General features: G+C 69.4%; 18 protein-coding genes. 7 read left to right on the forward strand and 11 right to left on the reverse strand.

Translation table 11 applies throughout. The features are described 5' to 3' along the window. Positions 1-47: 47 nt before the first annotated feature. On the reverse strand, positions 48-3587 hold the full coding sequence (dnaE, locus tag ACZ7L6_RS26380; RefSeq protein ID WP_471927932.1) for a DNA polymerase III subunit alpha: 3540 nt from the start codon (positions 3585-3587) through the stop codon (positions 48-50). Positions 3588-3821: 234 nt separating this feature from the next. Here dnaE and ACZ7L6_RS26385 point away from each other — a divergent pair, with 234 nt between their 5' ends. The 5 genes from ACZ7L6_RS26385 (at position 3822) to ACZ7L6_RS26405 (ending at position 9918) form a co-directional block, all read left to right on the forward strand. Beyond that, on the forward strand, positions 3822-5147 hold the full coding sequence (locus tag ACZ7L6_RS26385) for a DUF2252 domain-containing protein (protein WP_471927934.1): 1326 nt from the start codon (positions 3822-3824) through the stop codon (positions 5145-5147). Positions 5148-5236: 89 nt separating this feature from the next. Continuing rightward, positions 5237-5935: a hypothetical protein gene (locus tag ACZ7L6_RS26390; RefSeq protein WP_471927936.1), complete on the forward strand. Its 699-nt coding sequence runs from the start codon at positions 5237-5239 to the stop codon at positions 5933-5935. Positions 5936-6011: 76 nt separating this feature from the next. Further along, complete coding sequence (locus ACZ7L6_RS26395; protein WP_471927938.1) at positions 6012-6851, forward strand: thioredoxin domain-containing protein; 840 nt, start codon at positions 6012-6014, stop codon at positions 6849-6851. Between the two features lie 93 nt (positions 6852-6944). Beyond that, positions 6945-8606 carry an alkaline phosphatase D family protein gene (locus ACZ7L6_RS26400; protein ID WP_471927940.1) on the forward strand — a complete coding sequence of 554 codons (1662 nt, stop codon included), beginning with the start codon at positions 6945-6947 and terminating at the stop codon, positions 8604-8606. Positions 8607-8925: 319 nt separating this feature from the next. Further along, the gene (locus ACZ7L6_RS26405; RefSeq protein ID WP_471927942.1) at positions 8926-9918 is read left to right on the forward strand and encodes a zinc metalloprotease; all 993 of its coding nucleotides are present in this window, start codon (positions 8926-8928) and stop codon (positions 9916-9918) included. A 20-nt stretch (positions 9919-9938) separates the two neighbouring features. Here the strand turns inward: ACZ7L6_RS26405 and ACZ7L6_RS26410 are convergent, their stop codons facing one another. Continuing rightward, positions 9939-10508 (reverse strand): dienelactone hydrolase family protein, encoded by a 570-nt coding sequence (locus tag ACZ7L6_RS26410; protein ID WP_471927944.1) that lies wholly within the window; start codon positions 10506-10508, stop codon positions 9939-9941. A 94-nt stretch (positions 10509-10602) separates the two neighbouring features. Here ACZ7L6_RS26410 and ACZ7L6_RS26415 point away from each other — a divergent pair, with 94 nt between their 5' ends. Further along, entirely contained in the window at positions 10603-11721 is a 1119-nt protein-coding gene (locus ACZ7L6_RS26415) for a mechanosensitive ion channel family protein (protein WP_471927946.1), read from the forward strand. 35 nt (positions 11722-11756) lie between these two features. Here ACZ7L6_RS26415 and ACZ7L6_RS26420 read toward each other — a convergent pair whose 3' ends face one another. From ACZ7L6_RS26420 to ACZ7L6_RS26445, 6 genes are all read right to left on the reverse strand, one after another. After that, complete coding sequence (locus ACZ7L6_RS26420) at positions 11757-12497, reverse strand: SDR family NAD(P)-dependent oxidoreductase (protein ID WP_471927948.1); 741 nt, start codon at positions 12495-12497, stop codon at positions 11757-11759. Between the two features lie 38 nt (positions 12498-12535). Continuing rightward, a complete protein-coding gene (locus tag ACZ7L6_RS26425; protein ID WP_471928123.1) occupies positions 12536-14122 on the reverse strand; it encodes a Na+/H+ antiporter in 1587 nt (528 codons plus the stop codon). A gap of 87 nt (positions 14123-14209) precedes the next feature. After that, positions 14210-14701 (reverse strand): GNAT family N-acetyltransferase, encoded by a 492-nt coding sequence (locus tag ACZ7L6_RS26430; protein ID WP_471927950.1) that lies wholly within the window; start codon positions 14699-14701, stop codon positions 14210-14212. Next, a complete protein-coding gene (locus tag ACZ7L6_RS26435) occupies positions 14698-15642 on the reverse strand; it encodes an RluA family pseudouridine synthase (RefSeq protein WP_004001950.1) in 945 nt (314 codons plus the stop codon). Before ACZ7L6_RS26435 ends, ACZ7L6_RS26430 begins: the two co-directional genes overlap by 4 nt. Before the next feature lie 76 nt (positions 15643-15718). Then, positions 15719-16315 (reverse strand): signal peptidase II, encoded by a 597-nt coding sequence (lspA, locus tag ACZ7L6_RS26440; protein WP_471927952.1) that lies wholly within the window; start codon positions 16313-16315, stop codon positions 15719-15721. A gap of 94 nt (positions 16316-16409) precedes the next feature. Next, complete coding sequence (locus ACZ7L6_RS26445) at positions 16410-17768, reverse strand: TraR/DksA family transcriptional regulator (RefSeq protein WP_471927954.1); 1359 nt, start codon at positions 17766-17768, stop codon at positions 16410-16412. A gap of 662 nt (positions 17769-18430) precedes the next feature. On the opposite strand from ACZ7L6_RS26445, the gene ileS reads away from it, so the two are divergent. Next, on the forward strand, positions 18431-21574 hold the full coding sequence (gene ileS, locus ACZ7L6_RS26450; protein WP_471927956.1) for an isoleucine--tRNA ligase: 3144 nt from the start codon (positions 18431-18433) through the stop codon (positions 21572-21574). Positions 21575-21923: 349 nt separating this feature from the next. Here the strand turns inward: ileS and ACZ7L6_RS26455 are convergent, their stop codons facing one another. The 3 genes from ACZ7L6_RS26455 to ACZ7L6_RS26465 are packed head-to-tail and all read right to left on the reverse strand — an operon-like array spanning position 21924 to position 24077. Next, complete coding sequence (locus ACZ7L6_RS26455) at positions 21924-23042, reverse strand: DivIVA domain-containing protein (RefSeq protein WP_471927958.1); 1119 nt, start codon at positions 23040-23042, stop codon at positions 21924-21926. A 55-nt stretch (positions 23043-23097) separates the two neighbouring features. Next, positions 23098-23385, reverse strand: a complete 288-nt coding sequence (locus ACZ7L6_RS26460; protein WP_004001943.1) for a YggT family protein — start codon at positions 23383-23385, stop codon at positions 23098-23100. Between the two features lie 50 nt (positions 23386-23435). Further along, entirely contained in the window at positions 23436-24077 is a 642-nt protein-coding gene (locus ACZ7L6_RS26465) for a cell division protein SepF (RefSeq protein WP_031483359.1), read from the reverse strand. Positions 24078-24102: the final 25 nt, after the last annotated feature.

Consider the following 24102-nt stretch of genomic DNA (forward strand, 5'->3'; position numbering starts at 1 on the left):
TGCGGGACGCGCCCCTCTCGCGATCATCTCGACGGCCGCCCTGCCGCTCAGCCCGCCAGGCAGGACGGCCCTAGCAGCACCTTCAGGTCGCCGAACAGCGCCGGGTCAGGCTTCACCCGGTGCCGGTCGAGGCGCAGCACCGTGGTCTTGGTCGGGCCCTGGAGCTTGATACGGACCTCGCTCTCGCCCTTGTGGTGGCTGAGGATCTCGCCGAGGCGGCTGACCATCGGCGGGGTGACCCTGGTGGCCGGGATGGTGAGGATCACGGGCGCGTTGGTGCCGGCGTTGGACAGGTCGGGGACCTGGAGCTCCATCGCGACCAGGCGCGGCACGTCCTCGCGCTTGTCGAGGCGGCCCTTGACGAACACGACGGCGTCCTCGACGAGTTGGGTCGACACGAGCTGGTACGTCGCCGGGAAGAACATGCACTCGATGGAACCGGCGAGGTCCTCGACGGTGGCGATCGCCCAGGCGTTGCCCTGCTTGGTCATCTTGCGCTGCAGGCCGGAGATGATGCCGCCGATGGTGACGACCGCGCCGTCCGCGTGCTCACCTCCGGTGAGCTGGGCGATGCCCGCGTCGGCCTTGTCGGACAGCACGTGCTCCAGGCCGAAGAGCGGGTGGTCGGAGACGTACAGACCGAGCATCTCCCGCTCCTGGGCGAGGAGATAGGTCTTGTCCCACTCCTCGTCCGTGAACTGCACGTCGAGTCCGAAGCCGGGCTCGTTGCTCTCCTCCTCGCCCATGCCGCCGAAGAGGTCGAACTGGCCCTCGGCCTCCTTGCGCTTGACCGCGACCACGTTGTCGATCATCGGCTCGAAGTGCGCGGTGAGGCCCTTGCGGGTGTGCCCCAGGCTGTCGAAGGCGCCCGCCTTGATCAGCGACTCGGTGGTGCGCTTGTTGCAGGCGGCCGCGTCGATCTTGTCGAGGTAGTCGGGGAAGGAGGCGTACTTGCCCTTGGCCTTGCGGGCCTTGATGATCGACTCGACCACGTTCGTACCGACGTTGCGGACAGCTTCGAGGCCGAAGAGGATCACGTCGTCGCCCTGGGCGGCGAAGTTGTGCACCGACTCGTTGACGTTCGGCGGGAGCACCTTGATGCCCATGCGGCGGCACTCGTTGAGGTAGACGGCCGACTTGTCCTTGTCGTCCTTGACGGAGGTCAGGAGCGCGGCCATGTACTCGGCGGGGTGGTTGGCCTTCAGGTAGGCCGTCCAGTACGAGACCAGTCCGTACGCGGCCGAGTGTGCCTTGTTGAAGGCGTAGCCGGCGAAGGGCACCAGCACGTCCCACAGGGCCTGGATGGCTTCGTCGCTGTAGCCGTTCTTGCGGGCGCCGGCCTGGAAGATGACGAAGTTCTTCTCCAGTTCCTCCGGCTTCTTCTTGCCCATGACCCGGCGGAGGATGTCGGCCTCGCCGAGCGAGTAGCCCGCGATGATCTGGGCGGCCTTCTGCACCTGCTCCTGATAGACGATCAGGCCGTAGGTGACGTCCAGGACTTCCTTGAGGGGCTCTTCGAGCTCCTTGTGGATCGGCGTGATCTCCTGCTGGCCGTTCTTGCGAAGGGCGTAGTTGGTGTGGGAGTTCATGCCCATCGGGCCCGGGCGGTACAGGGCCGACACGGCGGAGATGTCTTCGAAGTTGTCCGGCTTCATCAGACGCAGCAGCGAGCGCATGGGGCCGCCGTCGAACTGGAAGACGCCGAGGGTGTCGCCGCGCTGGAGCAGTTCGAAGGTCGTGGGGTCGTCCAGCGGGAGGCTGAGGAGATCGATGTCGATCCCCTTGTTGGACTTCACCATCTTGACGGCGTCGTCCATGATCGTCAGGTTGCGCAGGCCGAGGAAGTCCATCTTCAGCAGGCCGAGCGACTCGCAGCTCGGGTAGTCCCACTGCGTGATGGTCACGCCGTCGGTGTGCCTGACCCAGACGGGCACGTGCTCGGTGATGGTCTCACTGGACATGATCACGCCGGCGGCGTGCACACCCATCTGCCGGACCAGGCCCTCGACGCCCTTGGCGGTGTCGATGACCTTCTTCACGTCCGGTTCGTTCTCGTACATCGACCTGACCTCGCCCGCCTCCGAGTACCGGGGGTGGTTGGGGTCGGTGATGCCGGACAGCGGGATGCCCTTGCCGAGGACGTCGGCGGGCATGGCCTTGGTGATGCGGTCACCCATCGCGTACGGGTAACCCAGCACGCGCGCGGAGTCCTTGATCGCGTTCTTGGCCTTGATGGTGCCGTAGGTGCCGATCATGGCGACCTTGTCGGCGCCGTACTTCTCGGTCACGTACCGGATCACCTCGACGCGCCGGCGCTCGTCGAAGTCGATGTCGACATCGGGCATCGAGATGCGCTCGGGGTTGAGGAACCGCTCGAAGATCAGGCCGTGCGGGATCGGGTCGAGGTCGGTGATGCCGAGGGCGTAGGCGACGATCGAGCCGGCCGCGGAGCCTCGGCCTGGGCCGACCGCGATGCCCTGCTTCTTGGCCCACATGATGAAGTCGGCGACGACGAGGAAGTAGCCGGGGAAGCCCATCGAGATGATGGTGTCCATCTCGTACTCGGCCTGCTTCTGACGGTCCTCGGGGATGCCGCCCGGGAAGCGGCGCTCCATGCCGCGGCGGACCTCCTCCTTGAACCAGGTGACCTCGGTGTAGCCCTCGGGGATGTCGAACTTGGGCATGAGGTCGCGCTTCTCGAACATGCCGGTGGTGTCGACCATCTCGGCGACGAGGAGCGTGTTGGCGCAGCCCTCCTGCCAGGCGTCCGAGGAGTCGATGGCGTACATCTCGTCCGTGGACTTCAGGTAGTAGCCGGTGCCGTCGAACTTGAAGCGGTCCGGGTCGGAGAGGTTCTTGCCGGTCTGGATGCACAGCAGGGCGTCGTGGGCGGTCGCCTCGTGCGCGTACGTGTAGTGCGAGTCGTTCGTGACCAGCGGGGGAATGCCGAGTTTCTTGCCGATCTCCAGGAGGCCGTCGCGGACCCGGTGCTCGATGTCGATGCCGTGGTCCATCAGCTCCATGAAGTAGCGGTCCTTGCCGAAGATGTCCTGGTAGTCGGCGGCCGCCTTCAGGGCCTCGTCGAACTGTCCCAGCCGCAGCCGGGTCTGGACCTCGCCGGAGGGGCAGCCGGTGGAGGCGACGATCCCCTCGGACCACTGGGAGATGGTCTCCTTGTCCATACGGGGCCACTTCTGCAGCCAGCCCTCGGCGTACGCGTCCGAGGAGAGGCGGAAGAGGTTGTGCAGGCCCGTCTTGTTCACGGCCCACATCGTCTTGTGGGTGTAACCACCGGAACCGGAGACGTCGTCCCGCTTCTGGTGCGGCTGGCCCCACTGGATCTTGCGCTTGTTGCGCCGGGACTCGGGGGCGACATACGCCTCGATCCCGATGATCGGGGTGATTCCGGCCTTCTGCGCGGAGTGGAAGAAGTCGTACGCCCCGTGGAGGTTGCCGTGGTCGGACATGGCGATGTGCGTCATGCCCATCTCGTTGCACGCGTTGAACATGTCCTTCAGCCGCGCGGCACCGTCCAGCAGCGAGTACTGGGTGTGGACGTGCAGGTGCGTGAACGGCGGCTTTGACACGGTTCGGGCCTCCAAGGCAAACATACGTCGACAAGATCCAGAAAGGATCCCGACGGGCTGCGGACAGTCTGGGGGACAGCGTCGAAGTCTATGCCTCGGCACTGACACTCGGGCCGCTTCCCCGCGTACCTTCATCCGAAGAACGCGGGCACTCCCACGGACCCTCGCACGTTGCCGTAAGGGGAGCATCCGCCCCACACGTCATGCACCACCTGCACCAGGAGGCACCCAGCGATGTCGGTCCCCCAGCTCAACGACGAGCAGCGCGGCGACGAGATCCTCGCCGTCTTCGACACCGCCTTCGGCGAGCTCCTGGCCGCCGACCCGGCCGCGTTCCGCGTGAAGTTCCGGAAGATGGCGGCCTCGGCCTTCGCGTTCTACCGCGGCACGGCGTGCCTCTTCTACCACGACCTCGACGCCGAGAAGCGGGGCGGCCCGTACCTCGACGAGCGCACCTCGCGCGTGTGGATCCACGGCGACCTGCACGCGGAGAACTTCGGCACGTACATGGACGCCAACGGCCGGCTGATCTTCAACGTCAACGACTTCGACGAGGCGTACGTCGGCCCCTTCACCTGGGACCTCAAGCGCTTCGCGGCCTCGGTCGCCCTCATCGGGTACGCCAAGGCGCTCGGCGACGAGCAGATCAGCGAGCTGGTGCGGATCTACGCGGGCGCGTACCGCGAGCGCGTGCACGCCCTGGCGACCGGCGCCAAGAGCGACGAGGTGCCGCCCTTCACCCTGGACACCGCCCAGGGCCCGCTCCTGGACGCGCTGCGGGACGCCCGCGCGCTGACCCGCTTCGGGCTGCTGGACTCGATGACCGAGATCCGCGACTTCGAGCGCCGCTTCGCCCCGGGCGGCGGCTCCATCGAGCTGGACGCTGCCACGCGCTACAAGGTGCTCGCGGCCTTCGACGGCTACCTGGAGACACTTCCGGACGCGTCGCTGGCCCGCCCGGACTCGTACCGGGTGAAGGACGTGGTCGGCCGCCGCGGCATCGGCATCGGGTCGGCCGGACTGCCGTCGTACAACATCCTCCTTGAGGGCCACACGGACGCCCTGGAGAACGACGTCGTGATCTACATCAAGCAGGCCCAGACTCCGGCCGTCTCCCGGCACATCACGGACCAGGCGCTGCGCGACTACTTCCAGCACGAGGGCCACCGCACGGTGATCTCCCAGCGCGCCCTGCAGGCGAACGCCGACCCGTGGCTGGGCTGGACCGAGCTGGACGGCGCGGGGCAGCTGGTCGCCGAGGTCTCGCCGTACGCCGTGGACCTGGACTGGGGCGACATCGACGACCCGGAGGAGATCGCGGCGGTCGTCGCCGACCTCGGCCGGGCCACGGCCACGATGCACGCGGCGGCGGACGACACCTCCGGGGAGTCCCTGGTGCCGTTCTCCACCGAGCGGGCCATCGACGCGGCGATCGCGGCCGACGAGGAGGGCTTCGCGGAGCTCCTGGTCGACTTCGCGCACGGCTACGGGGCACGCGCGCGTGCCGACCACCAGATCTTCGTGGACCTGTTCCGCAACGGCCGCATTCCGGGTCTGTGACGGAAAGGTCGCTCACCGGCGCTCTCCGGCCACTCACAGGCACCCTTTAAGGGTCTCTTACAGGACTACGTGACACACTCTCCTCCGCTATGGACATATCCGGGACCCAGCTACGAGCCGTACGCGCGGCGCTGTTCACGTCACTCGTCGTGACGCTCAGCACCGCGTCGCACGTGCTGCTGTCCCGCGCGCCACTGCCGCTGAACACGGTGGCCCTGCTCACGGCCGCCGTGTTCGCCCTCGCGTACGCCCTGGCCGGCCGCGAGCGGACCTTCGGGCGGATCGCCGCGCTGCTGATCCCGCTGGAACTGGCAGCCGACACGATCCTCACCACCGGCCAGCACGTCTGTTACGGCCCGGCGGGCGGCCCGGTCGCGGGCTCGTTGCGCTCCGTCGGCTTCGATGTCCTCTGCGGTGACAACACCGCCGTGGGCACTCCCCTGGCCGGGGTGACCGGTGCCGACCCGCACCGCCTGGCCACCGTGCTCGCCCAGGCCGACCCGGTGACGCCGTGGCTCCTGCTGGGCGCGCACATCGGCGTCGGCCTGCTCGCCGCCGCCTGGCTGCGGCGCGGCGAGCGGGCCCTGGCCCAGCTGTTGCGGGCGGTGACGGCGACCACGTTCCGCCCGCTGCTGCTGGCGGTCGCCGCGGTGACGGTGCGCCGGACCGCGCCGGTCCGTCGCCTGCCCCGCCCCACCGGCCGTACGGCCGGCATCCGCAGCCGCCTGCTCGTGCACTCCCTGGGACGGCGTGGACCGCCGTGCTCGCCCGCCTTCACCTGCGTGTGAACGGCATCCGAGCACCACAGCCCACCCCTACGTATCCCGCACACGACGTGTGCGCGTCCCCATGGAGATCACCAGCATGAGCAAGCGGAACAGCCAGGCGGCGAAGTCGGCGGCCCGGGAGCGGCTGCGCGCCGAACGCGAGCGCGAGGCCAAGCGGGCGAAGGTCAGGCGGCAGATCATCGTCGCCTGCTCGGTCGTCGGCGTCCTGGCGGCGGCGGGCGGCATCGGCTACGCCGTCGTCCAGGCCAACAAGCCCAGCCACTGGGAGGCGGTGAAGGACGAGAAGGTCGTCGCCCCCGCCAACACCACGGGCACGAACGGCACGACCGTCGTCATCGGCAAGGACAGCGCCAAGAAGACCCTCAAGATCTACGAGGACCCGCGCTGCCCCGTCTGCGCCTCGTTCGAGCAGGCCGCCGGTTCGGTCGTCGACAAGGACATCGAGGCCGGCAAGTACAAGGTCCAGTTCATCGGTGGCACGTTCCTCGACGGCGACCAGCTGAAGGACGGCAAGATCGGCGCCAACGCCGAGGGCTCCAAGAACGCGATGAGCGCCCTGGGCGCCGCGCTGAACGTCAGCCCGGAGGCGTTCCTCGAGTACAAGACCGCGCTCTACTCGGCGAAGTACCACCCCGAGGAGTCGGACGACAAGTTCAAGGACGACGACTACCTGATCGAGATCGCGGACACCGTCCCCGCCCTGAAGAACAACGCCAAGTTCGAGAACGCGGTGAAGAAGGGCACGTACGACGCCTGGGCGCTGGCCATGTCGAAGGCCTTCGACACCAACAAGGACGGCGTGACGGGGACTCCCAGTTTCGTCATCGACGGCAAGCAGCTGAAGACCTCCGGCCCCAACCAGCCGTGGACGGCCGAGGAGTTCACCAAGGCGGTGGACGCGGCCCTCAAGGGCTGACGCCGGCTGAGCAGCCGAGCTTCGCATGAAAGGCGGGCGAACTTTCACGGGTTCGCCCGCCTTTGTTCATACCGATCAGTAACCTGATCGGCTGTGACCAGTCGATACAGAGCATCCGAACAGCTCAACTCCCTCACCCCTCGCCGCCGTACGGTCGTCAAGGCCGCGGCGGCGACGGCTGTCCTGGCCGGACCGCTCGCCGCCGGCCTGCCCGCGGGCGCCGCCGAAGCGGCCCCCGCCTTCCTGCACGGCGTCGCGTCAGGTGACCCGTTGCCCGACGGCGTCCTGCTGTGGACCCGGGTGACGCCCACGCCCGAGGCGACCCCCGGTTCCGGGCTCGGCCCGGACACCGAGGTCAGCTGGGTGGTCGCCCGGGACAAGGCGCTGACGACGATCGTCGCCAAGGGCTCGACCACCGCGACCGCCGCCTCCGACCACACCGTCAAGGCAGACATACGCGGCCTGGAGCCGGCCACCGACTACTGGTTCCGCTTCTCGGCGGGCGGCACGGACTCCCCGGTGGCGCGCACCCGCACCGCGCCGGCGGTGAGCGCGTCGGTGTCCAACCTCCGCTTCGGCGTGGTCTCCTGCGCCAGCTGGGAGGCCGGCTACTTCGCCTCGTACCGCCATCTCGCGGCCCGCGGCGACCTGGACGCCTGGCTCCACCTCGGCGACTACATCTACGAGTACGGCACCGGCCAGTACGGCACGCGCGGCACCGTCGTACGCCAGACCGCGCCCGTCCACGAGACCCTCACGCTCGCCGACTACCGCCTCCGGCACGGCAAGTACAAGACGGACCCGGATCTGCAGGCCCTGCACGCGAAGGCGCCCGTCATCGCGATCTGGGACGACCACGAGATCGCCAACGACACCTGGTCGGGCGGCGCCGAGAACCACACCGAGGGCGCCGAGGGCACCTGGGCCGCGCGCCAGGCCGCCGCCAAGCAGGCCTACTTCGAGTGGATGCCGGTGCGCCCGGCGATCGCGGGCACGACCTACCGCCGGCTGCGCTTCGGCAAGCTCGCCGACCTCTCCCTGCTCGACCTGCGGTCCTTCCGCTCACAGCAGGTCTCCGTCGGCAACGGCGAGGTCGACGACCCGGACCGCACGCTCACCGGCCGGGCCCAACTGGACTGGCTGAAGGCGGGGCTGAAGTCCTCCGACACCACCTGGCGGCTGGTCGGCAACTCGGTGATGATCTCGCCGTTCGCGATCGGCTCCCTCACCGCGGACCTGCTCAAGCCGCTCGCCAAGCTGCTGGGCCTGCCGCAGGAGGGCCTCGCCCTCAACCCCGACCAGTGGGACGGCTACACGGACGACCGCCGCGAACTGCTCGCCCACCTGCGCTCGAACGCGATCCGCAACACCGTGTTCCTGACCGGCGACATCCACATGGCGTGGGCCAACGACGTGCCGGTGGACGCCGGTACGTATCCGCTGTCGGCCTCCGCCGCCACAGAGTTCGTCGTCACCTCGGTCACGTCGGACAACCTCGACGACATCGTCAAGGTCCCCGAAGGCACGGTCTCCGCGATCGCCGCGCCGATCATCAAGGCCGCCAACCGGCATGTCCACTGGGTCGACACCGACCGCCACGGCTACGGCGTCCTCGACATCACGGCCGAGCGCGCGCAGATGGACTACTACGTCCTGTCCGACAAGACGAAGCAGGACGCGACCGCGAAGTGGACGCGTTCGTACCGCACGCGCAGCGGCACGCAGAAGGTCGAGCGGACCTACGACCCCGTGTAAGAGCGGCACCCAAGGGTCGATTTTCAGCCAACCCTGGCCCGTTTGAGGGCCGTTAACCGGAGATCACATCGCTACGGCGGGTGGTGCGAGTCGCGGTCCGAATCCGGACACACCACCCGCCCGGGCGGCGGAACCCGTTACCCCGCGATCTCGGACTCCGGACGGTTGATCATTCACTTACCCCAATCGCCCCTGTTTGCCGGGTGATTGATTGGGCCTGAACGATTCTCTTCGGACATGAACATGTCCACGTAATCTCCGGGCGGCGGCCAGGAAGACCCCTGCGCCCCTCTCCCCAACGCATCAGCTAGGAGTCAGCATGCGTGCGCTTGCCCGGATATCACCCCATACGCGCAGACGCGTTCTCGCCACGACGGCGGTGGCCGGAACCCTGATGTTCGCTCCCCTCTCGGCGCCCACCACAGTCGCGGCGGCCCAGGCTCCGGCCGCCGACTGCGTCGAGGAGGCCGGCCACTCCGCGGCCCGCGAGGCCCACCCCGGACACAGCGGCGAAGCCGTCGCCGAACCGAACGAGATCAGCGCTGCCAAGGCCCAGGCCATGGACGCCGACCTGCGCGCGAAGCTCGGCAAGCTGCCCGCCTCGGGCAGCCGCAGCCTCGCCGCGGCCGCCTCCACCACCATCCCGGTCTACTTCCACGTCATCCACGACGGCGCGACCGGCCAGCTCAGCTCCGCCGACATCAACGCCCAGTTGAGCGTCCTGAACGCGGCCTACGCCGGCCAGGGCAGCGGAAACGTCGACTCCGGCTACCAGTTCACCCTGGCCGGCACCGACTACACCGACAACGCGGCCTGGTACAACGTCGGTTACGGCTCCGCCGAGGAGAAGGCGATGAAGTCCGCCCTGCGCAAGGGCGGCGCCAACGCGCTCAACATCTACACCGCCAACCTCGGCGACGACCTCCTCGGCTGGGCGACCTTCCCCAGCTCCTACAAGTCCAGCCCGTCCATGGACGGCGTGATGCTCCTCGACGCCTCGCTGCCGGGCGGCTCCGCCACCAACTACGACGAGGGCGACACCGCGACCCACGAGGTCGGCCACTGGATGGGGCTGTACCACACCTTCCAGGGCGGCTGTAACGGCAACGGCGACTACGTCGACGACACCCCGGCCGAGAAGAGCGCCGCCTACCAGTGCCCCGAAGGCCGCGACACCTGCACCCGCAAAGCGGGCGTGGACCCGATCCACAACTTCATGGACTACACGTACGACGCCTGCATGTACCAGTTCACCGCGGGCCAGGTGACCCGCATGCAGCAGAACTGGGCGGCGTACCGGGCCGCAGGCTGAGACCGGGCGGCAGGCCGGGACTAGAGGGTCTCCAGGAAGCCGAGCGCCACCCGCCAGGTGGCCTCGGCGGCCTCCTCGTCGTAGTCCGGCAGGTCGGGGTCGGTGTAGAGGTGGCCGGCCCCGGCGTATCTGTACACCTCGACGTCGGCGCCCGCTCTGCCCATCTGGAGATACCAGGCGCTCAGCCAGTCGTCCGTCTCGAACGGGTCCGGCTCGGCGACATGCAACTGGACCGGCAGATCGTCCACCGAGGCGCTCGGCGCGATGTCCGACGTGCCGTGCAGGAGCAGCAGCCCGCGCGCCTTCTCGTCGCCGAGCGCGAGGGTCTGGGCGATGGAGGCACCGAGCGAGAACCCGGCGTACACAAGGCCTCGCTCCGAGTAGGGCGCGGCGGCGAGCACGGCCCGCTTCAGCAGCTCGTCCTTGCCGACCTGCTCGTTGAACTCCATGCCCTCCTCGACCGTCTCGAACGTACGCCCCTCGAAGAGGTCCGGCGTCCACACCTCGTGTCCGGCGGCGCGCAGCCGGTCCGCGGCCTGGCGCACCGCGGGCCTGAGGCCATAGGTCGAGTGAAACAGCATGATGTTCATGAGGCCATGGTGCCAGCCGGGTACGACAACGCCGTGACCACCGCCTCACCGACGCACATGTTCATGACCCCCCTCGGCTGGTTACGTTCGGGGGATGGAGACGATACTCCGACCGCTGATAGTGATCGGTGGCTCGGTGCTGCTCACCCTGATCATCGGGTGGGCCACCGACCGACTGATGCGCAAAGCCGACGAACGGCACAGTGAGACCCCGCTGTGGGGTCTGCTGCGCCGCGCCCGCATCCCCTACCAGCTCGTCCTGTGCGCGGCCCTGCTCAGAGGGTCGTACGACGAGGCGAAACTGCTGGAGGAGCACGAGGTGGGCATCGGCCGGGTGCTGACGCTGGTGCTGATCGGTGCGGCGGCCTGGCTGGCGATCCGTATCGCGGCCGCGGTCGTCGAGACGTCGTACAGCCGCTACGCGCGCATGCACCGCGATCCGGCCCGGGTGCGGCGGGTGCGCACACAGGTGACGTTGATCATGCGCGTGGTGTCGGCGGTCGTCGGCGTGGTGGCCGTGGCGGCGATGCTGCTGACGTTCCCGGCGTTCCGCGCGGCCGGCGCCTCGCTGCTGGCCTCGGCCGGAATCCTCGGCATCGTCGCCGGTGTCGCCGCCCAGTCCACGCTGAGCAACATGTTCGCCGGGCTGCAGATCGCCTTCGGCGACATGGTGCGGATCGGGGACACGGTCGTGGTGGACGGCGAGTGGGGCACGGTCGAGGAGATCACGCTGACGTTCCTCACGGTGCGGACGTGGGACGAGCGCCGGATCACCATGCCGGTGTCGTACTTCACCGCGAAGGCCTTCGAGAACTGGTCGCGCGGCGGCGCCCAGATGACCGGCACCGTCTTCCTCCACGTCGACCACTCAGCCCCCATGGAGAAGATGCGGGAGCAGCTCCGCGACATCCTGCGCGCGTGCCCGGCCTGGGACGGCCGCGACTACGGCCTGGTCGTCACCGACTCCACGCCGAGCACCATGGAGGTGCGGGCCCTCGTCACGGCCAAGGACGCGGACGACCTGTGGACGGTCCGGGTCGCGGTGCGTGAGCAGCTGATCCGCTGGCTGGTCGAGCAGCACCCGTACGCGCTGCCACGCGTCAACGCGGCGGACGCGGCCCTGCCGCCCGGCTTTCCCGTACCTGGCCGCATCCCGGCCCGTCGCACCCATCAGCACGACCACCTGCCGCCACAACGCCCGGACCGCCTCTGACCGCCACCGACCGCCCTTGACCGCTCCTGACCGTCTCAGTGACCGCGCTCGGCTCCGCCGTTGACCTGGATGATCTGCGAGGTGATGTGCCCGGCGGCGTGGGACGCCAGCCAGTGCAGGGTCGAGGCGACGTCCCCGGGCGTGCCGGCCCGGCCGGTCGAGGTCTCCGCGATGAGCCGCGCACGCCGCTGCTCGTCCATCCCGTCGCCGAAGAACTCGGTGTCCTCGACATAGCCGGGCGCGACCGCGTTCACGGTGATGCCGCGCGGCCCCAGCTGGCGGGCCAGATCATGGACGTACGGATGCAGCGCCGCCTTGGACGCCGCGTACGCCCCGCTGCCCGAGCCCCGGAAGGCGGCGATCGAGCTGAGGAAAAGCACCCGCCCGCCCGGGTCGGCGAGCCGGTCCTTCAGGGCCTCGGTGAGCAGGGCCGCGGTCAGGGTGTTGAGGCCGAAGTTGAGGGTCCAGTTGTGCAGGACGACGTCGAGGGGCTCTTCGCTGTCCACCTTGGGCTCCAGGTACCCGGAGCCTCCGGCGCTGTGGATCAGTACGTCCACGGTGCCGAGCTCCGCCGCCACGAAGCGCTCCACCCCGCGCACGCCGCTGACCTTGCTCAGGTCTGCCGCGTAGGTGAGCGCCCCGGGCACCGTCGCCTCCTCCAGCACCTCGGCGCGCCGCCCGAGCAGCAGCACCTGATCCCCGTCCGCCGCGAACAGCTGAGCCGTCGCGAGCCCGATTCCCGTACCGCCACCACTGATCACCACGTTGCGAGCCATGATCAGATCGTACGAAGAGACAGTCGTCGGCGCCGCGATCACCGCATACTGCGCACGTCCAAATGCCGCAGCACCCGGTCCACCACCTCAGGATCGGCCCCCGGCTCACTGCGCGCCGACAGCACCTCGTGGCGCGCCGCGCTCAGCAGCTCCGCCTGGATCCGCCGGACCCGCTTCAGCCGCCGCACGCGCTGCTGATGCGCCTCCCTGCGCTCCTCCTCGCCCATCTCCGGGCTGATCCGCACCCCGATCTCGAACGCCCGGCGCAGCATCTGCTCGGACAGCTCCTCCGGCAGTTCCTCGACGGCCTCGATCTCCTTCAGCCTCTTCTTCGCCGCCTTGGCCGCCCGCACCGCCAGCTGTTTCTCGAGCTCCTTCTCCCGCTCGCTGTCGGCGCGCACGCCGAGCCGTTTCACCAGCCACGGCAGGGTCAGGCCCTGTGCCACCAGCGTCGCCATGATCACCCCGAACGCGATGAACACGATCTCGTCCCGGTCGGGGAAGGCGGCGCCCGAGTCCGTCTCCAGCGGAACGGCCAGCGCCAGGGCCACCGAGGCGACGCCGCGCATGCCGGACCACCACATCACGACGGTCTCGCGCCAGCTGACCGGGATCTCCTCGTCGTAGTCGCGTTTCGCGTGCATCCGCTGGGTGAGCCAGGTGGCCGGCAGCAGCCACAGCAGCCGCACCAGTACGACGACCCCGACCACCGCGGCCGCCCAGCCGAGCATCTCGCCCCACCGCCCGGACGCCGTCCGCACGGCGTTGTGCAGTTCGAGCCCGATCAGCCCGAACGCGACGCCGGTGACCAGCGTGTCGACGATGTCCCAGAAGGCGTGCCCGGCCAGCCGCGTCATCACGTCGTCGGCGTCGGTGGCGTACTCGGCGAGGAACAGGGCGGTCGTCAGCACGGCGAGCACACCCGAGCCGTGGAGTTCCTCGGCCAGCACGTACGAGGCGTACGGCACGAGCAGGGTCAGCCCGATCTGCAAGGTGGCGTCCCCCAGCAGGTCCATCAGCTTGTTGGCACCCCAGCCCAGGGCGAGCCCGACGGCCAGGGCCACCACGGCGGACAGCACCAGGTCGAGTCCGGCCTGCCACGCCGAGAACGTGCCGCTCACGGCGGCCGCGATCGCCACGTGGTACAGCACGATGGCCGTCACGTCGTTGAAGAGCCCCTCGCCCTCCAGGATGGACACCAGCCGCCGCGGCAGCCCGAGTTGCCCGGCGACGGCGGTCGCCGCGACCGGATCGGGCGGCGCGACGAGCGCGCCCAGCGCCACGGCGGCGGCGAGCGGCAGCCCCGGCACGATCGCGTGGGCGACCGCGGCCACGCACACCGTCGTGACGAACACCAGCGCCACGGCCAGCAGGAAGATGGGCCGCACATTCGCCGCGAACTGCCGCCAAGAGGTCCGTCGTACGGCGGCGTAGAGCAGCGGCGGCAACAGCAGCGGCAGGATCAGATCCGGCGGAACATCGACGTTCGGCACGAAGTCGAGCAACGCGAGCACGACCCCGAGCAACGTCATCAGCACGGGCGCCGGCAACCGCAGCCGGTCCCCCACCGGGACACTCACCAGGGCCCCGAGCAACAGCACGAAAAACAGGGCCAACTGATCCACGGTCAGCGCTCCGGTGATGGCGGCGTCCACAGGGCAGACCTCAAGCCTGCCACGGCACGCTTCTCACCAGCGCTTCCAGGCCCTCGCCTACAGAGCGCGCCGCATCGCCCGGTGCGGTATCCCCGCGTCCGGGAACTCCGGCCCGTACGCCACGTACCCCAGCCGCTCGTAGAACCCCAGCGCATGAGTCTGCGCGTGCAGATCCACGGCCGTGAGGCCACACGCGCGTGCCGCCTCCTCGATGGCCCGCACCAGGGCCGCCCCGACGCCGAGGCCGCGCGCCGCCCGGGTCACGGCGAGCCGCCCCAGCGACCCCACGGACGGGTCACCGCCGACCTTGGACGCCGCCGCCTCCCCGTGCAGCAGCCGCCCGGTCCCGAGCGGCAGCCCGTCCTCCCGGACCGCCAGCACATGCACGGCACCGGCGTCGTAGGCGTCGTACTCGATCTCCTGCGGGACGCCCTGCTCGACGACGAAGACCTCCTTGCGTACCGCGAAGCACGCCTCGCGGTCGGCGGGGTCCTCGGCGACGCGCACGACGTACGACGAGTCGGCCGGGCCGTGCGACGGAGCGCTCATGCCCACGTCTCCTCGCGGACCTGGTCCAGGGCCTTCTGCAGGTCGGCCGGGTAGTCGCTCTCGAACTCGACCCACTGCCCGTCCCCGGGATGCTCGAAGCCGAGCCGTACGGCGTGCAGCCACTGGCGGGTCAGCCGCAGGCGCTTGGCGAGCGTCGGGTCGGCGCCGTAGGTCAGGTCGCCGACGCAGGGGTGGCGGTGGGCCGCCATGTGGACGCGGATCTGGTGGGTGCGGCCGGTCTCCAGCTTCACGTCGAGCAGCGAGGCCGCGCGGAACGCCTCGATGAGGTCGTAGTGCGTGACGGACGGCTTGCCTTCGGCCGTGACCGCCCACTTGTAGTCGTGGTTGGGGTGGCGGCCGATGGGCGCGTCGATGGTGCCGCTGGTCGGGTCGGGGTGGCCCTGGACGAGCGTGTGGTACCGCTTGTCGACCGTGCGCTCCTTGAACTGGCGCTTGAGCGACGTGTACGCGTACTCGGACTTGGCGACGACCATCAGCCCGGAGGTGCCCACGTCGAGCCGGTGCACGATGCCCTGGCGCTCGGCGGCACCGGACGTGGAGATCCGGTACCCGGCCGCGGCCAGCCCGCCGATGACCGTCGGTCCGCTCCAGCCCGGCGACGGGTGCGCGGCGACGCCGACCGGCTTGACGATCACCACCACGTCATCGTCGTCGTGCACGATCTCCATGCCCTCGACCGGCTCGGCGACGACCTGCACCGGCGCGGGCGCCTGCGGCATCTCCACCTCGAGCCAGGCACCCCCGTGCACCCGCTCGGACTTCCCGACCACCGACCCGTCGACCGTGACCTTCCCCGCCGCGGCAAGCTCGGCCGCCTTGGTACGGGAGAAGCCGAACATGCGGGAGATGGCGGCGTCGACGCGCTCGCCCTCCAGACCGTCGGGCACGGGCAGGGTACGGATCTCGGGAATCGTGCTCACCCGTCGAGTATGCCGGACGGGTGAGACAGTCCCGTACGAAGCCTGTGGACAACCCCTTGTGGACCCTGCGGGGGCCTCAGTCCTTGTGGACGGTCCCGTCGGGGTCGAGGCCCCGGAACGACAGCAGCACGATCAGGATGCCGCCGCAGACGATCGCCGAGTCCGCCAGGTTGAACACGGCGAAGTGCTTCGGCGCGATGAAGTCCACGACCGCGCCCTCGAAGACGCCCGGCGAGCGGAAGATCCGGTCGGTGAGGTTGCCGAGCGCACCGCCCAGCAGCAGGCCGAGCGCGATCGCCCAGGGCAGGCTGTAGAGCTTGCGGGCGAGCCGGGCGATCACCACGATCACGGCCGCGGCGATCACCGTGAAGATCACGGTGAAGGCCTCGCCGAACCCGAAGGCCGCGCCCGCGTTGCGGATCGCCTCGAACTTCAGCCAGTCCCCGATGATCTCGATCGGCGGGTGGTGCTCCAGCTTGGCGACCACGATCATCTTGCTGACCAGGTCGAGGACGTACGCGAAGGCCGCGACCCCGAACAGCACGGCGATCCGGCGCCTGCCCCGGGGCCGCTCGGACCCGGCGTCCTTCGCCTTCTCGTCGGACTGCTCCGGCTCGGCTCCCGCCGCCTCTGGGGTATTCGGCGTACCGATGATGCGCTCCGCCTCTGCCACGTGAGTCCCTCGACCTAGGTACCTGACTGAGGACGAGAGTACGACACGTCCAGCGGCACCCGCCTACCGGTCGGTACCGGCCTTCTCGTACCGGTCAGTACCGGCGTTCTTGCTTCTGCTTGCACTCGACGCACAGGGTCGCGCGCGGGAAGGCCTGCATCCGTGCCTTGCCGATCGGGTTGCCGCAGTTCTCGCACAGGCCGTAGGTACCCGCGTCGAGCCGCTCCAGGGCCCGCTCGGCCTGGGTGAGCATCTCGCGCGCGTTGGCGGCGAGTGCCAGCTCGTGCTCGCGCGTGATGTTCTTGGCACCGGTGTCCGCCTGGTCGTCGCCGGCGCCGTCCCCGGAGTCCCGCATCAGGCCGACGAGCGACTGCTCGGACGAGGTGATCTCGTCGCGCAACCGCATCACCTCGGACAGCAGCTCGGCCCGTGCCTCATCGACCTCCTCCTGCGTCCAGGGGTCCTCACCGGGGCGTACGGCGAGCTCGCCGGGCTCCACCGCCGCGGCGATGCGTGCCTTGGGAACGGCGGTCTTCGCCGCCGTGGCCGTGCCAGGAGTCTTCTTCGCAACCACTGTCGTGGCTCCCGTCTGCTCCGCGGCCTGCGCCGCGCCCGCCTTCTTGGACGTGCTCTTGGCGACCGCCTTCTCGGCCGCCCGCTCCGCGGCCACGCTCTTCTTGGCCGCGCTTCTCTTGGAGGTGCTCTTCTCCACAGCGCCGCCCTCCTCGACGCCCCCCATCACACCGACGCCCTTCTCCCCGGCCGCCTTCTCGGGCACCGCTTCCTCGGCCACGGCCTTCTTGACCGCTCCTTCCTCGGCCGCCCTGCCCTTGGACACGGTCTTCGCCGCCTTCGCTGCCTTGGTGGTCTTGGCGGTCTTGGCGGTCTTGGCGGTCTTCTTGGTCGCCGCCTTCCTGGCAGCCGCCCCCTCGACCGCCTTCTTCGAAGGAGCCTTCTTGGCAGCGGCCGCCTTCTTGGACGTGGCTTTCTCAGTGGCGCCCTTCCCGGTGGCGCCCCTCTCGGTGGCGCTCCTCTCGGTGGCGCCCCTGTCGTTGCCGCCTTCCTTGGCGGCGGTCTTCGATACGGCCGCCTTCCCACCGGCCGCCTTGAGAGCCGAGGTCTTGGGCCCCGAGGTCTTGGGCCCCGAGGTCTTGGCAACGACCGCCTTCTTCGCGGCCGTCTTCGTGGCCGCTTCCGACGTCTTCCTGGCTCCCGCCTTCCCCCCTGCCTTCGCCTCCGTCTTCTTCTCGGCCTTCTTCGCCGCCGACTCGGCGGCCCCCCGCACCGTCTTCACCGGCTGACCGTCCCGCGCTCCCGCGGAGCCCCCCTGCGCACTCTTCTTCCCGCCCACATCCTTGGCCGCACCGCCGGAGGCGCTGGTACCGCCGGAGGCACTCGCATGGGTGGACCGGCCCGACGCCGACTGCTGTACGGCGGTCTTCTTCGCCACCATGCCGCGGCCCCTTCACATATTGTGATCTTGCTCGCGAATCGTGCTGGGACGATAAATCGACTTGAGTCCCGCGGCAACGGGGCACACCGCCCGATTCGCCCGCCTCGCGCATGTCGCGCGGCCGACCTGCATGCGTTGTGCCCAGCTCCCCGCGGGGTATGCCGCCGAGCCGGACGTCCCAGAATCCGAACACGCGTACCGCACCATTCGGGTCATCGCGGCCCGATCACGATCCCCGCCCCCATGGCCCGGGCACCTGGCCTGAAACCCGGTCGGAAATCCGCTCGACCGCCGTCCCCGCCGCCGTCCCGGAAATCCGGTCGGCCGCTGTCGGCGCGGCGCCGTACACTGGGCGGAGCGAACAGCGTGGATGGGGACGAGTAGCGACGTACGCAGCCCAGAGCGACCCGGGGACGGTGGAAGCCCGGGGGCGAGCGCGACGTGAAGATCACCCCGGAGCCGTCGGAAGAACACCGCAGCCGTAGGCGGCGGCCAGTAGAACCGGCATCGCGACCCCAATGAGGGGGCTCACCGACGCACACCCTGTGTCGGCGGGCCAAGGAGGGTGGTACCGCGGGAGCGCGCCGAAACCGGCGTACGGAAAGACACGGCTCTCGTCCCTCCGGACGGAAGGCAGCAAGTCCGCCGGAGGAAGCTCGCTGATGACAACGCCGACGTACCGCCAGGTACCCGCCCAGGTCGACCTGCCCGCGCTCGAGCACGCCGTGCTCGACTTCTGGCGCGAGCAGAAGATCTTCGCCAAGAGCCTGGAGCAGTCCGAGGGCCGCCCCGAGTGGGTGTTCTACGAGGGCCCGCCCACCGCCAACGGCATGCCCGGCGCCCACCACATCGAGGCCCGCGTCTTCAAGGACGTCTTCCCCCGCTTCCGCACCATGCGCGGCTACCACGTGGCCCGCAAGGCCGGCTGGGACTGCCACGGCCTCCCGGTGGAGCTGGCGGTCGAGAAGGAGCTCGGCTTCAGCGGCAAGAAGGACATCGAGGAATACGGCATCGCGGAGTTCAACGCCAAGTGCCGTGAGTCCGTGCTGCGCCACACCGACGCCTTCTCCGACCTGACGACCCGCATGGGCTACTGGGTCGACCTCGACGACGCCTACGTCACGATGGAGCCCGAGTACATCGAGTCCGTCTGGTGGTCGCTCAAGGAGATCTTCAACAAGGGCCTGCTGGTCCAGGACCACCGCGTCGCCCCCTGGTGCCCGCGCTGCGGCACCGGCCTGTCCGATCACGAGCTGGCGCAGGGCTACGAGACGGTCGTCGACCCGTCCGTGTACGTCCGTTTCCCGCTCACCTCCGGTCCGCTCGCCGGCGAAGCCGCGCTCCTGGTGTGGACGACGACGCCCTGGACCCTCGTCTCCAACACGGCCGTGGCCGCCCACCCCGAGGTCACCTACGTCGTCGCGACCAACGGCGAGGAGAAGCTCGTCGTCGCCGAGCCGCTCGTCGCCAAGGCCCTCGGCGAGGGCTGGGAGACCACCGGCCAGTCCTTCACGGGCGCCGAGATGGAGCGCTGGACGTATCAACGTCCGTTCGAGCTCGTCGAGTTCCCGGAAGCGGCGCACTTCGTCGTCAACGCCGAGTACGTCACCACCGAGGACGGTACGGGTCTGGTCCACCAGTCCCCCGCCTTCGGTGAGGACGACCTCAAGGTCTGCCGCGCGTACGGCCTGCCCGTCGTGAACCCGGTCCGCCCGGACGGCACCTTCGAGGAGGACGTCCCGCTGGTCGGCGGCGTCTTCTTCAAGAAGGCGGACGAAAACCTCACCGAGGACCTCCAGCAGCGCGGTCTGCTCTTCAAGCACATCCCGTACGAGCACAGCTACCCGCACTGCTGGCGCTGCCACACCGCGCTCCTCTACTACGCGCAGCCGTCCTGGTACATCCGCACGACGGCGATCAAGGACCGTCTCCTCGAAGAGAACGAGAAGACGAACTGGTACCCGGGGACCGTGAAGCACGGCCGCTTCGGCGACTGGCTGCAGAACAACATCGACTGGGCGCTGTCCCGCAACCGCTACTGGGGCACCCCGCTGCCGATCTGGCGCTGCGAGGACGACCACCTCACCTGCGTCGGCTCGCGCGCGGAGCTCACCGAGCTGACCGGCACCGACCAGTCGGGCCTCGACCCGCACCGCCCGTACATCGACGACGTCACGTTCGCCTGCCGCCACGACGGCTGCGGAAAGACGGCCACGCGCGTGCCGGAGGTCATCGACGCCTGGTACGACTCGGGTTCGATGCCGTTCGCGCAGTGGGGTTACCCGTACAAGAACAAGGAGCTGTTCGAGAGCCGCTATCCGGCGCAGTTCATCTCCGAGGCGATCGACCAGACCCGCGGCTGGTTCTACACGCTGATGGCGGTCGGCACGCTCGTCTTCGACAAGTCGTCGTACGAGAACGTCGTGTGCCTCGGCCACATCCTCGCCGAGGACGGCCGCAAGATGTCCAAGCACCTGGGCAACATCCTGCAGCCGATCCCGTTGATGGACCAGCACGGCGCGGACGCGGTGCGCTGGTTCATGGCGGCCGGCGGCTCCCCGTGGGCGGCCCGCCGCGTGGGCCACGGCACGATCCAGGAGGTCGTCCGCAAGACGCTCCTCACGTACTGGAACACGGTCGCCTTCCAGGCCCTGTACGCCCGCACGTCCAACTGGGCGCCGTCCGAGGCCGATCCGGCCCCGGCCGACCGCCCGCTCCTGGACCGCTGGCTGCTGTCCGAACTGCACGCGCTGGTCGACCAGGTGACCCAGTCCCTGGAGGCGTACGACACCCAGCGCGCCGGCAAGCTGCTCTCGGCGTTCGTCGACGACCTGTCGAACTGGTACGTCCGCCGCTCGCGTCGCCGCTTCTGGCAGGGCGACAAGGCGGCGCTGCGCACCCTGCACGAGGTCGTCGAGACGGTCACCAAGCTGATGGCCCCGCTGACCCCGTTCATCACCGAGCGGGTCTGGCAGGACCTGATCGTCCCGGTCACGCCGGGCGCCCCGGAGTCGGTGCACCTGGCGTCGTGGCCGGAGGCGGACCTCGCCGCCATCGACCCGGAGCTGTCCAAGCAGATGGTGCTGGTCCGCCGGCTGGTCGAGCTGGGCCGTGCCACGCGCGCGGAGTCCGGCGTCAAGACGCGTCAGCCGCTGTCCCGTGCCCTGGTCGCGGCCGCGGGCTTCGAGACCCTCGACCCGGAGCTGCACACCCAGATCACCGAGGAGCTGAACGTCTCGTCGCTGGCGTCGCTGTCCGAGGTGGGCGGCAGCCTGGTGGACACCACCGCCAAGGCCAACTTCCGCGCCCTCGGCAAGCGGTTCGGCAAGCGCGTCCAGGACGTGGCGAAGGCCATCGCCAACGCCGACGCCGCCGCCCTGTCGCTCGCCCTGCGCGAGGGCACCGCGTCGGTGGAGGTCGACGGCGAGACGGTCACGCTCGCTCCGGACGAGGTGATCATCACGGAGACCCCGCGCGAGGGCTGGTCGGTCGCCTCCGACTCCGGCGCCACAGTCGCCCTGGACCTGGAGATCACGGAGGAGCTCCGCCGAGCGGGCCTCGCCCGTGACGCGATCCGCCTGATCCAGGAGGCCCGCAAGAACAGCGGCCTGGACGTGGCCGACAGGATCGCTCTGCGGTGGACGGCGAAGGACCCGGCGACGGTGGCGGCCCTGTCCGAGCACGCCGAGCTGATCGCCGACGAGGTCCTGGCGACGGACTTCGCCCAGGGCGAGGCGGACGACGCGTACGGCTCCCCGTTCACGGACGAGGGCCTGACCCTGACGTTCCGCCTGCGCAAGGCGTAGCGCTCCGCGGTGTTCCGCCGTCGCGTCTGCCGGGAAATGCCTCCCTGCGACTGCGGGTCGTCCGTGGCTGGTCGCGCAGTTCCCCACGCCCCTTGAGTCGGCTGCAGCACCGTCGGCTGTCCAGTCGGCGCCGCAGCCTACGTAGCCGAAGGCCCGGGCCCGCCAAGCAAAATCTTGGCCGGTCCGGGCCTTCGGCGTTGCGTACGTCGGACACTGCACCCAGCCCCCGAACAAACACCGCAAAGCCCGTGAACACGCGTAGCAAAAGGGCGAGGCCCCGGACCGAAATCCGGGGCCTCGCCCTGAACGCTGCCGACGCCTACGGCGTACTACTGGCCGTGCGGGCCCGTCAGTTGTCGTCCTCGTCGATCAGGAACCCACGCATCGGCGAGGGAGCCTGGCCCATCGGGGACGGACCCTGCGGCCGCACCGGTGCCATCGGCTGGGTCATCGCCGGCGACATCTGCTGCTGACCGCCGTAGGACGGAGCAGCCGGAGACGGGGCGCCGCCCATCGTCTGGTTGCCGCCGTACGACGGGGCACTCGCGCCGGCCGGTGCCATGGAAGGCGCCGGGGACGGCGGGAGGGATGCCGTGGCCGGGGTGCGCGGCGGGGCGAGCGAGTCGTCCGCCTGGGTCTCCAGCTGGCGCAGCTGGGACTCGAGGTAGGACTTCAGCCGCGTGCGGTACTCGCGCTCGAAACCACGCAGGTCCTCGACCTTGCGCTCCAGCGTGGCGCGGGCGGACTCCAGGGAGCCCATCGCGACACGGTGCTTCTCCTGCGCGTCCCGCTCCAGGGCGTCAGCCTTGGCACGAGCGTCACGCTCAAGACCCTCGGCACGCGAACGCGCCTCGCCGACGATCTTGTTGGCCTCGGAACGGGCCTCGGCGATCGCCTGGTCGGCGGTCTGCTGGGCAAGCGACAGAACGCGCGCGGCGCTGTCGCCACCGGGGCCGCCCTGACCGGGACCGCCCATCGGGCCACCCATAGGACCGCCCATCGGGCCGCCCATCTGCTGCATGGGGGGCTGGCCCATCGGCCCCGGACCCTGGCCCATCGGACCGGGACCCTGAGGGCCACCCTGACCGCCGGGACCGGCGGGCAGCTGCGGGGCACCGCTCGGCAGCTGGGGCGGGCCACCCATGGGGCCACCCATCTGCTGCTGCGGCGGGCCCGATATCCCGGCGGGGACGGGAGCCCCGGGACCGCGCATGCCCTGCTGCGGCATGCCGCCCTGCTGCTGGTCCTGCTGCTGCTCCGGAGGCTTGCGCATGTTCTGCTGGTTCTGGGCAGCAGCGCGCGTGGCCGCGGCCAGCTTGGCGCGCAGGTCCTCGTTCTCGCGGAGCAGGCGCGTCAGTTCGGCTTCGACCTCGTCGAGGAAGGCATCGACCTCGTCCTCGTCATAGCCTTCTCGGAGGCGGACGGTCGTGAACTGCTTGTTCCGCACGTCCTCGGGGGTCAACGGCATCTCTTCACCTCAACGTAGTCGTCGGCAGTCGGCAAGACCGTATCTGTCACATCGCTCACATCGCGCTCCGCACGAGCGTGATCAGGATGTAGACGATGATCATCAGTACGAAGAAGGACAGGTCGAGCGCCACGCCCCCGAGACGCAGCGGCGGGATGACCCGCCGCAGAAGCTTCAACGGTGGATCAGTGACAGTGTAGGTGGCCTCCAGAACGACCACCATCGCCTTGCCGGGTTGCCATGAGCGGGCGAACTGGAAGACGTAGTCCATGACCAACCGGAAGATGAGCACGATGAGGAACACCATCAGCGCGATGTAGAGAACCTGCAGGACCACGCTCATGACTGGTGCTTCCCTCTCCCCTGTTCGTGCGGTCTATCCGGTGGTGCGTCTCAGCTCTGGTTGAAGAACCCGCCCTCTGCGATGCGGGCCTTGTCCTCCGCCGTGACATCGACGTTAGCAGGAGACAACAGGAACACCTTCTGGGTCACCCGCTCGATGCTGCCGTGAAGACCAAACACCAAACCGGCCGCAAAGTCGACAAGTCGCTTCGCGTCTGTGTCATCCATCTCAGTCAGATTCATGATCACCGGGGTGCCCTCACGGAAGTGTTCCCCGATGGTACGGGCCTCGTTGTAGGTCCGCGGGTGAAGCGTGGTGATCCGGTAAGGCTCTCGTTCCGACACAACCTTGGGCATGATCACCGGTGCGTTCTTCTCCAGGCTTGCGCGTTCTTGTGTGATGGACGCCACGGGCGCGATGCGCGCCGGGCGGCTGGATTCCGCGGGTAGCGAAGTCGATCGGGCCACGGGTTCACGCGGCGCGGGCGGCTGCACGATTCGCACCTCTTCGTCCCTTTGGGACTGATGTGCGCTGTGCGACTGGTGCGACGGCTCGTGCCGTCGGTGGTCCCGCTCGGGCTCCGGGTCCAGTTCGGGCTCGAAGTCGTCATCGGGGTCGAACCCCCGGCCGTCGTACCCATCGTCCTCCACGAGGCCGAGGTAGACCGCCATCTTGCGCATCGCGCCGGCCATGCTCTGAGTCCTCCGCTCTGTGGTG

It is taken from the genome of Streptomyces sp. NPDC107522 (assembly GCF_055657525.1).